The organism is Streptomyces sp. NPDC002868 (assembly GCF_055563295.1).
The window spans coordinates 1-14,873 of record NZ_JBVHDR010000004.1 but is presented as its reverse complement, the minus strand read 5'-3'; the positions used below and the strand labels follow the sequence as shown (position 1 = coordinate 14,873).

General features: G+C 71.7%; 9 protein-coding genes. 4 read left to right on the top strand and 5 right to left on the bottom strand.

Annotated features, from left to right (window positions below; translation table 11 throughout):
- Window positions 1-77 precede the first annotated feature (77 nt).
- Both lhgO and ACZ3H8_RS13995 read right to left on the bottom strand, forming a co-directional pair.
- Window positions 78-1,346 carry an L-2-hydroxyglutarate oxidase gene (lhgO, locus tag ACZ3H8_RS14000; protein WP_467401331.1) on the bottom strand — a complete coding sequence of 423 codons (1,269 nt, stop codon included), beginning with the start codon at window positions 1,344-1,346 and terminating at the stop codon, window positions 78-80.
- A gap of 89 nt (window positions 1,347-1,435) precedes the next feature.
- Complete coding sequence (locus tag ACZ3H8_RS13995) at window positions 1,436-2,854, bottom strand: MFS transporter (RefSeq protein WP_356227793.1); 1,419 nt, start codon at window positions 2,852-2,854, stop codon at window positions 1,436-1,438.
- A 764-nt stretch (window positions 2,855-3,618) separates the two neighbouring features.
- On the opposite strand from ACZ3H8_RS13995, the gene ACZ3H8_RS13990 reads away from it, so the two are divergent.
- Window positions 3,619-5,730 (top strand): asparagine synthase-related protein, encoded by a 2,112-nt coding sequence (locus tag ACZ3H8_RS13990; RefSeq protein ID WP_467401329.1) that lies wholly within the window; start codon window positions 3,619-3,621, stop codon window positions 5,728-5,730.
- Between the two features lie 91 nt (window positions 5,731-5,821).
- On the opposite strand, the gene ACZ3H8_RS13985 is transcribed toward ACZ3H8_RS13990, so the two are convergent.
- Window positions 5,822-7,816: a sigma-70 family RNA polymerase sigma factor gene (locus ACZ3H8_RS13985; RefSeq protein ID WP_467401326.1), complete on the bottom strand. Its 1,995-nt coding sequence runs from the start codon at window positions 7,814-7,816 to the stop codon at window positions 5,822-5,824.
- Between the two features lie 233 nt (window positions 7,817-8,049).
- A complete protein-coding gene (locus ACZ3H8_RS13980; protein WP_467401324.1) occupies window positions 8,050-8,808 on the bottom strand; it encodes a TetR/AcrR family transcriptional regulator in 759 nt (252 codons plus the stop codon).
- Between the two features lie 326 nt (window positions 8,809-9,134).
- On the opposite strand from ACZ3H8_RS13980, the gene ACZ3H8_RS13975 reads away from it, so the two are divergent.
- Both ACZ3H8_RS13975 and ACZ3H8_RS13970 read left to right on the top strand, forming a co-directional pair.
- Complete coding sequence (locus ACZ3H8_RS13975) at window positions 9,135-10,622, top strand: NAD(P)/FAD-dependent oxidoreductase (RefSeq protein ID WP_467401322.1); 1,488 nt, start codon at window positions 9,135-9,137, stop codon at window positions 10,620-10,622.
- Between the two features lie 116 nt (window positions 10,623-10,738).
- A complete protein-coding gene (locus ACZ3H8_RS13970) occupies window positions 10,739-12,388 on the top strand; it encodes an ATP-binding SpoIIE family protein phosphatase (RefSeq protein ID WP_467401319.1) in 1,650 nt (549 codons plus the stop codon).
- Between the two features lie 18 nt (window positions 12,389-12,406).
- Here the strand turns inward: ACZ3H8_RS13970 and ACZ3H8_RS13965 are convergent, their stop codons facing one another.
- On the bottom strand, window positions 12,407-13,681 hold the full coding sequence (locus tag ACZ3H8_RS13965) for an MFS transporter (protein ID WP_467401316.1): 1,275 nt from the start codon (window positions 13,679-13,681) through the stop codon (window positions 12,407-12,409).
- A 145-nt stretch (window positions 13,682-13,826) separates the two neighbouring features.
- On the opposite strand from ACZ3H8_RS13965, the gene ACZ3H8_RS13960 reads away from it, so the two are divergent.
- Window positions 13,827-14,411 (top strand): MarR family winged helix-turn-helix transcriptional regulator, encoded by a 585-nt coding sequence (locus ACZ3H8_RS13960; protein ID WP_307662551.1) that lies wholly within the window; start codon window positions 13,827-13,829, stop codon window positions 14,409-14,411.
- The last annotated feature ends 462 nt before the right edge of the window (window positions 14,412-14,873 follow it).

The following is a 14,873-nucleotide window of genomic DNA, read 5'->3' as shown; positions in this document are numbered from 1 at the left end:
GTCGGCTTTGTCCGCAAACGCCGGACGGCATGAAATCAAGCGTCAAATCAAGCGTCGAGCGGCAGGGCCCGCACGGGCTAGCGGCGCGACTGGGCCAGGTTGCCGCCCGTCAGCGCGGTCAGGGCCCTGCGCGCCACCTCGCGGCCGATCGGCAGCGACGCCGTCGCCGCCGGGGACGGCGCGTTCAGCACATGCACCGTCCGCGGGGCCTCGCGGATCAGGAAGTCGTCCACCAGCGTCCCGTCCCGCAGCACCGCCTGCGCCCGCACCCCAGCAGGGGCCGGGCGCAGATCGTCCTCAGTCACCGCCGGGAGCAGCCTCCGCACCGCCGTCGCGAACGCCCGCCTCGACAGCGAGCGGTGCAGCTCCCCCGCTCCGTACCGCCAGTGCCTGCGGGCGATCCGCCACGAACCCGGCCAGGCCAGCGTCTGTGCCATGTCCCGGAGGCGGACCGCCGACCAGCTGTAGCCCTCGCGGGCCAGCGCCGGGACCGCGTTCGGCCCGACGTGGACGCCGCCGTCGATGCCGCGGGTGAGGTGGACCCCGAGGAACGGGAAGGCCGGGTCAGGGACGGGGTAGACCAGGCCCTGGACCAGCTCGGGCCGCGTCAGCTCGTAGTACTCACCCCGGAAGGGGACGATCCGCATCCCCGGATCGTCTCCCGCCAGCCGTGCGACCCGGTCGCAGTACAGCCCCGCGCAGTTGACCAGCACCCGCGCCCTGATCACCGCCCCCGATGCCGCACGCACCGCGACGCCCCAGCTGCGGCGGTCGATCGCGGCGGCTTCCTCGCCGTACCGGATGTCCGCGTCGGACGCGGCCCCCAGCTGCGCCGCTACCGCCCCGAAGTCGCACACCCCCGTGGTGCCGACCCGGATCGCCGCGAGGCCCCGCACCTGCGGCTCGTACTCCATGATCTGGGCGGGGCCCAGCTCCCGCACCGGAATGCCGTTCTCCCGGCCGCGCTGGACCAGTGCGTGCAGCCGAGGCAGCTCGTCGCGGCCGGTGGCCACGATCAGCTTTCCGGTGACCTTGTGCTCGATGCCGTGCTCCGCGCAGAACTTGACCATCTCGGCCGCCCCGCGCACCGCGAACCGCGCCTTGAGCGACCCCGGCCGGTAGTAGATCCCGCTGTGGATCACTCCGCTGTTCCGGCCGGTCTGGTGCCGCGCGGGCCCGGGCTCCTTCTCCAGGACCGTCACCCGGGTGCCGGGAGCCGCGCGCGTGAGCGCATACGCAGTCGACAGGCCGACGATCCCGCCGCCGATCACCAGCACGTCACAGTCGAAACCATGCCCATGGCCATGCCCGTGGCCATGCGCGAAGTCCTGCCCGGACGCCGTCACCGCGTCACCTCCCACCCCGATAGTGCACTGGCCCACTGACAATGCCCTTAAACCAGGTGAGCCGGGTTGCGCGCCATCGGCCAGTAGTCCTACGCCGGAGCCACCAGCAGCGGCCGGGCCCGCTCCCGCAGCTCCACCACCCGCGGCTCGTCGCCGTACGGCTCCAGCCGGTGCAGCAGATCCCGTACGTATTCCGTGGTGCGCGCCGAGGAGATCCGCCCCGCGACCTCCACCGCGCGCGTGCCCGCCGCGCACGCCGCGTCCAGGTTCCCCGACTCCAGTTCGGCGACGGCCGACACCACGAGCCGCAGCCCGTGCGAGCGCACGAACTCCTCCGTGGGCCGCGACAGTGCCTGCTCGGTGAAGCGCCGCACCTGGCGCGGCGCCTTCAGATCGCGGTAGCACTCCGCGGCGTCCGCGGCGAACCTGTCGTACGAGTAGAAGCCCAGCCAGGACGGGTCCGCGTCGCCCTCCCGCGAGCGCTCCAGCCAGCCCTCCGCCGCCTTCAGCGCGGCCCCCGACGCCGGCGCGTCGCTCGCCTTCGCATGCGCCCGCGCCTCCACCAGCCGGAAGAAGCTCATGGTGCGGGCGGTGGCGAGGCCGCGGTTGCGCTCCAGGGCCGCCTGCGCCAGGTCCACGCCCTCGTCCGCGAAGCCGCGGTACGTCGCCTGCAGCGACATCGAAGCCAGTACATAGCCCCCCAACGGCACGTCGGCCGCCGCGCGGGCCAGCCGCAACGCCTGGATGTAGTACCGCTGCGCCGCCTCCTGCTGACCCGTGTCGAAGGCCATCCAGCCGGCCAGCCGGGTCAGTTCGGCGGCTGCGCCGAACAGCGCGCGCCCCACTTCGTCCGAATACGACCCGAGGAGCAGCGGCGCCGCGTCCACCCGCAGACACTCCGGCACCATCGACGAACGCCAGTCCCCACCGCCGTACTTGGAGTCCCAGCGCCGCGCGTCCTCCGCCGCCTCCCTGAGCTTGGCCACGTCGCTGTGACCCACGCGGGCGGGGGTGTCCTCCGCCGCGTCCACCGACCTCTCGACCGAGGAGTCGGCGGGGGTTATCAGCCATCGGGACGCGGGCGTCGCGTAAGCGCTCACTGCGAAGGAACCGGCCAGCGACTGCCAGATGCCGCCGCTGCCCGCCCGCCGCCCCGCCAGATCCAGGCGATACAGCTCGGTGGCCGATTTCACCGCCTCGCCGACATCGCGCGGGAAGGCGAGCCCGACCTCGGGGGCCGGGTCGGCGTCCGCCAGACCGATCTCGTGCAGCGGCACCGGACGGCCCAGTTTGGCACCGATCGCGGCGGCGATGAGATGAGGCGCGGCGCCCTGCGGCACCATGCCCTTGGACACCCATCTCGCTACGGAGGTCTTGTCGTATCGAAGGGTCAGACCGCGCTGCGCGCCGAGGTCGTTGACCCGCCGGGCGAGGCCGGCGTTGCTGATTCCCGCGAGGGCGAGAACGGTTCCGAGTTTTTCGTTCGGCCCGCGTTGCTCCCTGGACATGAGCCACCCCTCGACACACAGACGGCCGCCGCGTCGCTGCCTGGGCGCACGGCATTCGTGCTGTGTCCTCCGCTGGTGAACAGCTCCGAGCAGCTCTGGGGGTCCCGGCTGCAAAAGCACCTGGCCGAGCCCCTCGGAATATGCACCCGTGCGGAGAACATCAGTAAACCCAGCGTAGTTCGCCGCATCCCGACCGTTAAGAGGCGGTGTTCCGTATGGCGAGATTGTTGTGTGTTGGAGGAGACGGCGGGTGATGGCGGGTCGTCGTCGTGCTCCCTGGCGTGCTCCGGGCGTGTGGCCGTGCGCCCGTCCGTGCGCTCTGGCCGGGCCGGTGGGCGAGCGCTTCGATGAGTCCTGCGTGGGTCGGCCCACTGCGTACTGGAACCAGTGGGCTGGGGGACACCGCTGCCTCAATCCCCGCGGGTGGCGGACCGGTCCGGGAGGCGAACAGCGCCTCCCGGACCGTGTGTGCACCGGTGGTGGACGGGTCAGCGGTCCGGAGAATGTCCGCAGAATGGCTGAATGCTGACCGTCCTTCGCGTCCCTTTTGCGCCTTTGTGGGCGTCGGCCGTCCTTACCGTCGTGTCCTGGATGTGTCCTGGAACGTCGTCAAATCGCCAATGCCAGGGGCGCGTTCGCTTTTTGCGCGTGCGACCCGGAGCCCCTCCTGTGCGCCGCCTTCGTGGCAGCATGTTCCCGAAGCGGCATGTTCCCGGACGGCTATGGCCAGGGGCCGGGTTTGTCCACAGCCTGTGGAGGCGGCGATGCGGTGGTTGGTGGGCTGGAGCAGTATCGCCGCGAACTTCGGCACGGCCGGGGCCGTCGGGGCGTCCGACGAGGGCCGTACCGTCCACCCCGTGGGCGCCCAACTCCTGTGGGGCGACCCGGATCCACTCTGGGCGGTCGGCGACTGGCGACCCGACGAGGTGCGCATAGTCACCGTCGATTCCATCACCAAACTCGCTGTCCTCGGCTGCTGCGCGGCCACGGACGAGGAGCTGCGCGTCGGGCTCTTCGCGGCGCGCGGCGGGGCGCTTCGGCATCTGACCGCGTGGGCCGGCAGCTATACGTGCGTCGTGCAGGTCGGCCGCCGGATCACGATCGTCGGCGATCTCGCCGGGGCGAGACCCGTCTTCTACACGCCGTGGGCGAACGGCACCGCGTACGCAACCGCCGCGCTGCCGCTCGCCGACCTGATCGAAGCACAGCTGGACATCGGGCACTTGGCGGCGCTGCTCGCCTGCCCGGAGACGCCGGAGGCGCTGCGCGACTCGACTCCGTACGACGGTGTGAAGCGCATCCCGCCGGGACACGCGCTGATCCTGCGCGAGGGGTCGAGGGAGATCACCGGATACGAGCCGGTGGCCTCGCTCGCGGTGGCCGGGCCGCAGATCGAGGCGGAGCGCGCGGTGGAGGGCGTACGGGACGCGCTGATCGATGCGGTACGGGCCAGGCTCACCGCGCCACGGCACGCGCCCGAGACCCTGCCGCCCGACCCCGGGCCCGTACCGGGGATGGGGCCTGCGGATCGGCGCGCCGCGCGCGGGGGTCCGGCTCCGGGGATCGGCGCGGACCTGTCCGGCGGTAGCGCGTCCGGCACGATCGCGCTGCTGGCGGCGGGGCTGCCGGGACGGCCGGGCACGGTGCTCGGCCATGGCACGGGCGCGGGGGAGCGGCTGCTCGCGGTCACCTTCAACGATCTGGTGACGGGCGGGCGCGAGGCGGAAGAGGCAGCCGAACTGGAACGGGCGCGGGCGATCGCAGCGAATCCGCGGCTGCACCATGTGGTGGTCGCGGCCGGGGAGGAGAGCCTGCCGTACGCGGGCCTCGACGGGCAGCTGACCGACGAGCCCGCGCCGTCGCTGGTCACGGCGGAACGTCATCGCAGTCGGCTGGCCGCGGGGAGCGCCGACCACTTCACGGGGGCGGGTGCGCGGCAGGTCCTGGACGCGCATCCGGCGCGGCTGGCGGACCTGCTGCTGGACCGGCAGCGCCGTCATCTGCTGCGCCCGGCCGCGGCGTTGGCGCGCGCCGAGGGCCCCTCGCCGCAGTCGCTGTTCATCCCGCTGACGGTGTACCGGGCGGCGCGGCGGCTGGCCCGTACGCCCTACCGCACCGGCCTGGAGACGGCGGCGGACCACCTGCTCGAGGCGAACCGGCCCGGCGGCATGCGGGGCGGCACCGGGCCGCTGGGTGCGTCGCTCGCCGCGCTGACCTGGTCCCGGCCGGGGCCTGCCGCGCGCTGGCTGACGGGTGAGGCGCTTGCTGAAGTATCGGTTCGCCTGACGGGGGCGGCGACGCGCCCGACATCGGTCCAGCGCCCCGGCGAGGCTCGCGCCCGGGCGGCGCTGACCCGCCACGCGTCGGACCAGCGGATCCTGGAACAGGCCGCGGAAATCCGCAGCCAGCGCCTGCATGCGCCCTTTCTGGACAACCAGGTCGTACGGGCCTGCCGCGACCTTCCCGAATCGCTACGGGTCAAGCCGGGCGCCCGCGCGGAAATCCTCCGCAAGGTCCTCGCGGGCGCGGGCATCCATGACCTGCCCCCCGGCTGGGGCGCGACAACCCACGCCTCTTCCACGGCAGCGGCCCGCACAGGCCTGCGTGCCTCGCTCCCCCACCTGATCGCCCTCTTCGACGTCCCGCTGCTCGCGGACGCGGGCCTGGTGGAGGCCCGCGTCATCCGCAAGGCTCTCCGAGCGGCGTCGGAGGGCGAACCGGTTCCGCTGGACGGTCTGGCGGATCTGATCTCGACGGAACTGTGGCTGCGGCGGTTGCTCTCTCGCCGGGGCACGTGCTGGACGGGCACGGCGGCGCCGAGGCAGAGGGCGGTGGCGGGAGGGGTTCCGCCGAGGCCGACGCTGCAATCGGGGTGACGGCTGCGGGTGACGGCTGCGGGTGACGGCTGCGAGGTGACGGCTGCGAGGCGGCCCGGGAGCCGTGGGGCCGGGCTGCAGTCGGGCCCGGTCAGCGGCAGCTGATCCGGGACTGGGCCCAGTCTCCGAGCGCCGCCGAGTCGAGCGCCTTCTGCGGTTCGACGACCAGCCGGATCGTCTTCAGTCCGGCGAGCGACACATGCACCGGCACGGCCGCGTCCCCACCGCGCATCACCGGGGACCGCCACAGCCGATCGCCGTCGCCGTAGACGGAGAAGCGCATCGCGCCCAGGCCCAGCGTCAGGTCGTCGACCCCGACCAGCGCGTCGTAACTGGCGCACTGCCGGTTGAGGTCGATGGTGACGGAGGACTTGGCGTGCACGGTCACCCCGTGTGCGTACCGCCTGCCGTCGATCGACATCCCCGAGCGCTGCCAGAGCCAGCTGCTCCCGCGCAGGCGCACCTCGGGCCGGGTGTGGTCGCCCAGCAGGCCGTACTCCAGCCGGTTGACCTGGTACACCCGCAGGGCCGGAGCGGGCGGCGGGGTGGGCTTGGGGGCGGGCGGCGCGGGCGGGGCCGGTGGCTTGGGCTCTGGCCGGGCAGGCGTGGGCCCGGGACTCGAAGTCGAAGTCGGCGTCGGCTCGGCGGTCGGCGTGGGCGCCGACGCGGCCGTGGAATTCTTCGGCGGCGGGGTCGGCTCCGCCGGGTTCGGGTCCGCCGCGGACCGCGCCGGGGGCTCCGGCTTCGATGACGGCGCGGGCTTCTGCGGTACGACGGGTTGCGCGGCCGAGGGCTTCGCCTCGGGCTGCGGCGCGGTCTTGGGGCCGTCGCCTGAGAACGCCCACACCAGCCCGGCGGCCGCCGCGACGGCCACCGCCGCCGCGATACCGGCCTTCGCCGGTGCGCCCAGTCCCTCCGTTGCCGCGGCTCCACCGGCCGCACTCCCGGAGCCGACCGACGCACCGCCCGCGGCAGCGGCGGCCGCACCGGCCCCCGCGGCCCCGCCGGCCACGACCCCGGCGACCTTGAGGGAGTACCCGGCGGCGAACCAGCCGATGACCGCGACCGGCAGCAGCGCCGGAATCCCGGCGTTGACATGCGCGAGCTCGCGCGCAGCCAGCCGGCACCTGGGGCATTCGTCCAGGTGCTTGCGCAGCCCCCGCTCTGCCCGCGTCCGCAGACCCCCGCGGGCATACGCCCCCAGCCGGTCGGCGTACCGGGCGCAGTCGCCGCCTGAGGTGAGCGCGGTGCTCACATGGGCCTGCAGATAGGCCTGCTTGAGGCCCTCGCGGGCCCGGCTGGCCAGCACCGCCGTGGCGTTGGCGGTCAGCCCGAAGAGCGGTGCGACCTCGCTCGGCGACTCCTCCTCGACGGTGGTGTGCCAGAGGACCGCCTGCCAGCGCTCGGGCAGCGAGCGGAAGGCCCGGATGGCCAGCGACTGCTCCGCCTCGTGCATTGCGCGCACGTCGGCGCCCAGGTCGAGCGCGACGTCGTTGGCCGCGTCCGAGCTGCGGGCGGCCTCCGCGGCGAACACCGCGAAGTCCTCGACCAGTTGCTCCCGCTTTGCCGTTTTCATCCACGCGGCGGCGACGCGCCGGACGGTCGTGAGGAGATACGCCCGCACCGCCTGTTCGGGCCCCGAGCCCCCGCGTACCGCCTGCAGTGTCCGCGCGAACACCTCGGCCGTCAGATCGTCGGCGGTGTGCGCGTCCCGGCAGCAGGTGCGCGCATACCGGCGGACGGCGACCGAGTGGCGGCGGAACAGCTCCTCGTAGGCGCTGTCGTCGCCGTCCCGCATCCGCTGGATCAACTCGGCGTCGGACGTCGGCAGTTCGCGCGGCGGAGTTACGGAGTCGAGGCTCCCGCCCTCGAGGCTCCCGCCCTCGCGCTGCGACGGCACGAGATGCTCGTGCGCGCCACCCACCCCAGAACCGGACGCGCCGGATGCACCAGCGGGACCCGAGGCGCCAGGCACCCCGGACGACCCACCGGGCCATCGAGAGCCCGGCACCTGCCGAGAGGGCAGCTCGGCCCGCTCAGTGCCGCCCGATCCATAGAGTGACTCGTCCCGACCGTCACCGCTCATCGCGGAAGCCCCCGTAAAGCACCATCAGACCCGAACACCGGCCAAGAGTGCCACAGAGCGGCATGGGTCCATACCCCCTGCCACGTCAACCACTCATCCGGGGAGGCTTCCCGGATCCGAGCCACCCCTCACACGTTCGGGGAAGGCTCAACCGGCCTTGTGCAAAAGCCAGTTGGCGAGCAGGTCTAGAGCAGAGCAGAGCCGGCGGATCGCTCACTCACCGCCGGCGCACCTCACGCGGATCGCGACCGCAGTCCCTCCAGCAGGATGTCCAGCAGCCGGGCCGAAGCCGCCGCCTGCTGTGCCGCATCCGGCAGCGAAGGCGCGGCCGTGGCTATCACCAGCAGCACGTCCGCCACGGTCACATCGTCGCGCAGCTCACCCGCCGCCCGCGCCCGGTCGACCAGCTGCCCCACGACCTCCAGCAGATCCGCCGCGCCCGTGTCGTCCTGTTCATCGGCCGGCACCGGACGCGGCCCGACCACCCGCAGCCCGGGCTGCGCGCCGACCCGCTGAAGCGGCACCCGCGCCCCGTCCCGTACGCCGGCCGTCGACTCGTCGGCGTCCACGCCCACCCGCAGCACCTGCGGCGGCAGCAGCCGTCCCGCGCCCGAAGCCACCGACGTACGCAGGAAACGGGAGAGCGCCGACCACGGCTCCTCCTCCTGCCCCAGAGCCGTACGCGCCTGCTCCGTCAGCCGGGAGGTCTCCTCCTCGGCTATTCGCCGCACCAGCACGTCCTTGCTCGGGAAGCGGCGGTACACCGTCCCGACGCCGACCCTGGCCCGGCGCGCCACGTCCTCCATCGGCGCGCCGTACCCCAGCTCGCCGAACACCTCGCGAGCAGCCCGCAGTACATGCTCGAGATTGCGCTGTGCGTCCACACGCAGCGGCGCCGAGCGGCTGGCCCCGCCCGATCCCGCCCGTCCGTTCCCGTCGGCCGTCGAACCCTGTGCGACGGCAGCCTGCCAATGCGAATCCTGAATGGTCATACACGTTCCCCCGGTCATGATGTCTCCCCCCGGAGACCTCCCCGCCCAGTCTGCCGGGCGTGCCTTGACCGGACACCCCGACGAGGTACGAACATAGTTGAGCCAGGGTCAATTCAGAAGGGGGTAGTTCCGCACAGAGCGCCCCCCGATCGGAGCAAGGGCCGGAAGGTTCCTGTTTACGCCCTCTCCCACAACCCTCCTCGCAGGGTCTGACCTGCACACCTTCCCCGCCGCCCGACGGAGCGCCGCCGCAGAGTGGCGTGAAGCCTCCGGTCACACAATTTGCCGAGGCTGTGGACAAACGCCTGAGGTCGTTGCCTCATGGGATGGTGAAGGCTGCTAACTTCCGGGGGACGACCCCCGGCCCCCCGCAGGGCGCGCGCATTCTCGTCGTCGGCGGCGGCTACGTCGGGATGTACACAGCACTGCGTCTCCAGCGGAAACTGAAGCAGGAGCTGGCACGTGGCGAGGCGGAGATCATGGTGGTCGCGCCCGAACCGTACATGACCTATCAGCCCTTCCTCCCGGAAGCGGCCGCCGGTTCCATCTCCCCGCGGCATGTCGTGGTCCCCCTGCGCCGCGTGCTCAACCAATGCAAGATCGTCATCGGCGAGGCCAAGGCAGTCGACCACGGCAAGCGCACCGCGACCGTCGCCACCCTCGCCACCCTGGAAGAGGGCACCGGCCCGGTGGAGATCACCTACGACGAACTCGTCATCGCGCCGGGCTCGGTCTCCCGCACCCTCCCGATCCCCGGCCTCGCCGACTACGCCATCGGCTTCAAGACCGTCGAGGAAGCCATCGGCCTGCGCAACCACGTCATCGAGCAGATGGACATCGCCTCCTCCACCCGCGACCCCGCAATCCGTGACGCGGCCCTCACCTTCGTCTTCGTCGGCGGTGGCTACGCGGGCGTGGAGGCACTCGCCGAGTTGGAGGACATGGCCCGCTACACCGCGCGGTACTACCACAACATCAAGCCCGAGGACCTGAAGTGGATCCTCGTCGAGGCCAGCAACCGCATCCTCCCCGAGGTCGGCGAGGAGATGGGCAAGTACGCCATCCGCGAGTTGCGTTCGCGCAATATCGACGCACGCCTCGAAACCCGCCTGGACGCCTGCGAGGACCGTGTCGCCGTACTCAGCGACGGCACCCGCTTCCCGACCCGCACGGTCGTCTGGACCGCGGGTGTCAAGCCGGCGCCCGTCCTCGCCGCCACGGATCTCCCGCTCAATGAGCGCGGCCGGCTCGTCTGCACCGCCAAGCTCACCGTCGCCGGCGTCGACCACGCCTGGGCAGCAGGCGACGCCGCGGCCGTTCCTGACGTCACTGCCGATGAGCCGGGCAAGGAATGCGCGCCCAACGCCCAGCACGCCGTGCGCCAGACCAAGGTCCTCGCCGAGAACATCACGGCGTCGCTGCGCGGCGAGCCCCTCAAGGAGTACGCGCACAAGTACGTCGGATCGGTCGCCTCCCTCGGCCTCCACAAGGGCGTCGCGCATGTCTACGGCCGTAAGCTCAAGGGCTATCCGGCCTGGCTGATGCACCGCGTGTATCACCTCAGTCGTGTCCCCACCTTCAACCGCAAGGCCCGGGTGCTCGCCGAGTGGACCTTGTCCGGGCTGTTCAAACGCGAGATCGTCTCTCTCGGCTCGCTGGAACACCCGCGCGCCGAATTCGAACTCGCCGCGGGCGGCAGACGCCCGGGCCACGGGCCGGACAGCGCACCGCACCATGGACCCAAACCGGGGCCCAAACCCGGCTCCCAGACCGGCTCCGACGGCGACCCGCAGGGCGGCTCCAGAGGGAACTGAGGGAACTGGACGACGAGGACTGTCAGTCCGGTCGGTCACACTGGACGTGTGACCATAGGTGGGCTCACACCTGCACAGAGTGACCCTTGGCGACAACCATTGAGGCTAGAAAGTCAGTGAACTTCACGCGTTGGAGCGCAAGGCTCCCCGGGACGCAGCGCCGCGCCGCAGCGCGGAGGACCGACCGTGGGATCTCCCCCGCTCAGCGAGGGGAAGGCTCCGTGCCGGCGGCCCGCGTCGAATACGAACAGCAACCGGAGCCGCTGTCCGACGTCCCCGCCCTCGATGACTTCTCCGTGCCCGAGATCCTCGGCCGCCTGCCCGCCCTGGTCGCCGTGATGTACGGCACCGAGCACCGCGTCGCGTACGTCAACGACGCGTACGCCTCGGCCTTCGGCCACCGCCCGGCCGGCACGGCCGCCGCCGACACCTGCCCCGAGCTCGCCGAACTGGGCCTGCTGCCGCTCATGGACCAGGTGCTGCGCAGCGGCAAGCCCCGCACCGTCAAGTCCCGCAAGGTCCACGGCCAGGGCTCGTACACCGTCACCTGCCTGCCCGCCGAGAGCCCCAAGGAAGGCGGCGGAGTCCTCGTCTTCGCCGCCGACGTCACCGACCACGCCGAGGCCGCCGAGCGGCTGCGCGCCAGCGAGCGCCGCCACCGCGAGACGGCTGTCACCCTCCAGAGATCGCTGCTTCCGCAGGAGTTGGAGCAGCCCGACGATCTGCGCATCGCCGCGACATATCAACCGGGCGGCACGGACGCCGCGGTCGGCGGCGACTGGTACGACGTCATCACCCTCGGCGCCGGCCGCACCGCCCTCGTCATCGGCGACGTGATGGGCCGCGGCGTGCGCGCGGCCGCCGTCATGGGCCAGCTCCGAACGGCCGTGCGGGCCTACGCCCGCCTCGACCTCCCGCCGCACGAGGTGCTCCAGCTGCTCGACGGCCTGGCTTCCGAGATCGACGCCAGCCAGATCGCCACCTGCGTCTACGCCGTCCACGACCCGAACGAAGGCCGGCTCGTCTACGCGTCGGCGGGCCACCTCCCGATCCTCGTACGGGACGAGGACGGCACGGTCCGCTGCGCAGAGGAACCGACCGGCCCGCCGCTCGGCACCGGCGGCTGGCTCCACACGTCCGGCACCATCGCCCTCCCGCCCGGCTCCAGTGCCGTCCTCTATACGGACGGTCTTGTCGAGCGCCGCGGCGAGGACATCGACGAGGGAGTGGCCGCCCTGGAGCGCGCGCTCCGCGGAGCGACCGGCACGCCGCAGGTCGTCTGCGACCGGCTGATCCGCTCCCTGGGAGTGACCGCGGAGCACGACGACGACGTGGCCGTACTGGTCGTGCAGCACCCCACACGTACGGGCGTGTCCGCCGAGCTCTTCCACAACGCCGCTCTGGAGCTGCTCGGCGGCATCGAAGCGGCGCCGCGGGCCCGCGCCTTCGCCTCCGGCGTCCTGGCCTCCTGGCGTTTCTCCCCCGAGCTGCACGATCTGGGGGTGCTGGCCGCCAGCGAACTGGTTGCCAACTCCCTTCAGCACGGCACCCCGCCCATGCGCCTCAGACTCCGCCGCACCGACCGCCGCCTGATCATCGAAGTGACGGACGGCGACGACCACCTGCCGCGCCGCCGCCGCGCGGAAACGGAGGACGAGGCGGGCCGCGGGATTTCCATCGTCGCGACGATCGCCTCGTCCTGGGGGAGCCGCCGCACTCCGGGCGGCGGCAAAGCGGTGTGGTGCGAGTTCGCCCTGCCCGCGTAGTCCTTCCCGCGTGCCTCGTCAGGCAGCGGGCTCCATCTGCTCGGCCGGCTTGTGCGTGGCGACCACCCGCGACCTCGACACGAGCGAGGGCTGGTCCTGTACGGGAGTGAGCCGCCTGCCCAGCCGCAGAGCCAGCAGGCTGATGCCGAGCGAGAACAGCACGAACGTCACGATGTACGGCCCGTGCAGCGCGGCCCCCATCGGGCCGCCCACGGCCGGACCGACCGCCAGCGCGAGCTGCTTGACCAGGGCGAAAGCGGAGTTGTACTGCCCGACCATCGCCTCCGGCGCCAGATCGGCGACAAGCGGCGCGACGGTCGGCGACAGCATCGCCTCTCCGAGCCCGAAGAGCCCGTACGCGGAGACGAACGCGGCGGTCGCCATCGCCTGGCTGCCGTGCCCGAGCCCCGCGTACCCCGCCGCGATCCACGCGACGGCCCAGATCAGCCCGACGGCTGCGATCACCCGGCTGCGCCTGCGCCGCTCGACGAACTTCAGCACGACGAACTGCGCGACCACGATCACCGCGGTGTTGGCGGCCAGCGCCGTCCCGAGGGTCGCGGGCTCGATCCCGGCGGCCTCGGTCCCGTACGCGGCGAGCCCCGACTCGAACTGTCCGTAGCAGGCGAAGAAGAGGACAAAGCCCAGCACGCACAGCTGCACCATGGCCCGGTGCCCGAGCAGCGCGCGCATCCCGCCCTTTGCCTTGGCCTCGGCGTTCTCGGGCCGAGCCTCCTGCAGCGAGAGGGAACGCGGCAGCCGCACACTGAACGCGATCCCCGCGAGCACCAGGAACATCGCGGCCTCGATGCCGAACAGCAGGAGGAAGCTCCCCGGCCGGCTCTCGTCGACGATGTGCCCGCCGATCAGTCCGCCGATGCCGAGCCCGAGGTTCTGCAGAAAGAACTGCGTGGCGAAGGCGCGGGTACGGGTCGAGGCGTCCGAGCTCCAGACGATCATCGTCGCGAGCGCGGGCTGCATCACGGCCGTACCGGCCCCGAGCAGGGCGGCCGACAGCACGACGGCCGGCACACTGCCCGCGAGCCCCATCGACGCCGCGCCGACGGACGCGAGCACGGCAGCCCCCACCAGCACGGGCAGTGGCCCGCGCCGGTCGATGACCCGCCCGGTGAAGGGGAGGGCGACGAGTGCGGCCATCGCGAAGACCGCGAGGACGGCACCGGCCGTCGTCGCGCCCAGATCCCGCACCTGCGCCACATAGACGTAGAGATACGGAACGGTGAAGCCGAGTCCGAACGCGCTCAGCGCGTTCCCCGCCTGAATCCGGCGCATCGCTGCACCCGTCGCCCTGGTCACACTCACCTGCCTTGAGGTCTTGAAGGACTGAAGCCTGAAGACTTCAATACTAAAGTTAGGACCTCAACAGTACACAGTGAAGGACTTCAACGCCAACGCGCCCCGTGCGATACTTCGGCGCATGCCAACCGAGAGCCCCGAGGGCCCCGAGTCGCCCGGCAGTCCCGGCCCCGGCCTGCAGGAACCGAGCCTCGACGAACAGATCGCCGCCTATCAGCGCGAGTTCGGCGACCTGGACCCCCAGGTCGAGAAGGTCGTCTCGGCCCTGGGCCGCCTCAACCGCCGGATGAACGTCGCGTACGGCCGCCAGGTCGCCGAGCTCGGCATCAGCAACGCCGAGTGGGAGGTCCTGAAGAGCCTGGTGCTCGCGGGGGCCCCGTACCGGATGGGCCCGGGCGAACTCGCCAAGCGCCTCGGCCTCACCCCGGCCGCGATGACCCACCGCATCGACCGCATGGCGAACGAGGGCCTGGTCACGCGCGACCGCGACGAGACCAACAGGGTGCGGGTCATCGTGGAGCTGACGGACGAGGGCCGTACGAAGTGGCTCGAGGCGATGCGCATGGCGACGAACTTCGAGGAGGACCTGCTCCAGGACCTCTCGTCGGACGAACGGGCGTTGCTCGGTGAGCTCCTGATCCGCGTCCTGCGCCGCGTGGAACACGCCCAGCCGGACGCCGGCGGCAGGCTCACCGACCTGGACTAGGACGCCGGTGGGGCGGAGTTGACACACCCTTCACCCGTACGTAAGGTTCTTCGAGTTGTCACGGAGTCGGAACGGTTCCGCGGCAGCCACTCCCGCCGCGAATGCGGCAACCAACTCAGCACGATCTCCCAGCCGGGATGAATTTCGGCATGCCGTAATTCATTTCGAAGACTCGATTATGAGTCGGCCGGGAAATCCGCTAGAGTTCGGACGTCGGAACGGCCCAACAGCCGGAAAGACACCCCGAGTTCGACCGGGAATCAGGCCCGAAAGGATCTGATAGAGTCGGAATCGCCGGAAAGCCGAAAGGCTGGAAAGCAAGCCCCTTCTGACGGGGAATCGGACACGAAAGCGTCTGATAGAGTCAGAAACGCAAGACCGAAGGGAAGCGCCCGGAGGGCCCCATGAAAAGGGTCTGAAGGAAGCGTCCGTTCCTTGAGAACTCAACAGCGTGCCAAAAGT

Bases quoted from the DNA above. Each gene is read 5' to 3' on its own strand.
- ACZ3H8_RS13980 (WP_467401324.1), bottom strand. From the start codon at position 8,808: ATGACCATTCAGGATTCGCATTGGCAGGCTGCCGTCGCACAGGGTTCG.
- ACZ3H8_RS13960 (WP_307662551.1), top strand. From the start codon at position 13,827: ATGCCAACCGAGAGCCCCGAGGGCCCCGAGTCGCCCGGCAGTCCCGGC.
- ACZ3H8_RS13965 (WP_467401316.1), bottom strand. From the start codon at position 13,681: ATGCGCCGGATTCAGGCGGGGAACGCGCTGAGCGCGTTCGGACTCGGC.
- ACZ3H8_RS13975 (WP_467401322.1), top strand. From the start codon at position 9,135: ATGGTGAAGGCTGCTAACTTCCGGGGGACGACCCCCGGCCCCCCGCAG.
- ACZ3H8_RS13990 (WP_467401329.1), top strand. From the start codon at position 3,619: ATGCGGTGGTTGGTGGGCTGGAGCAGTATCGCCGCGAACTTCGGCACG.
- ACZ3H8_RS13995 (WP_356227793.1), bottom strand. From the start codon at position 2,854: ATGTCCAGGGAGCAACGCGGGCCGAACGAAAAACTCGGAACCGTTCTC.
- ACZ3H8_RS13985 (WP_467401326.1), bottom strand. From the start codon at position 7,816: ATGAGCGGTGACGGTCGGGACGAGTCACTCTATGGATCGGGCGGCACT.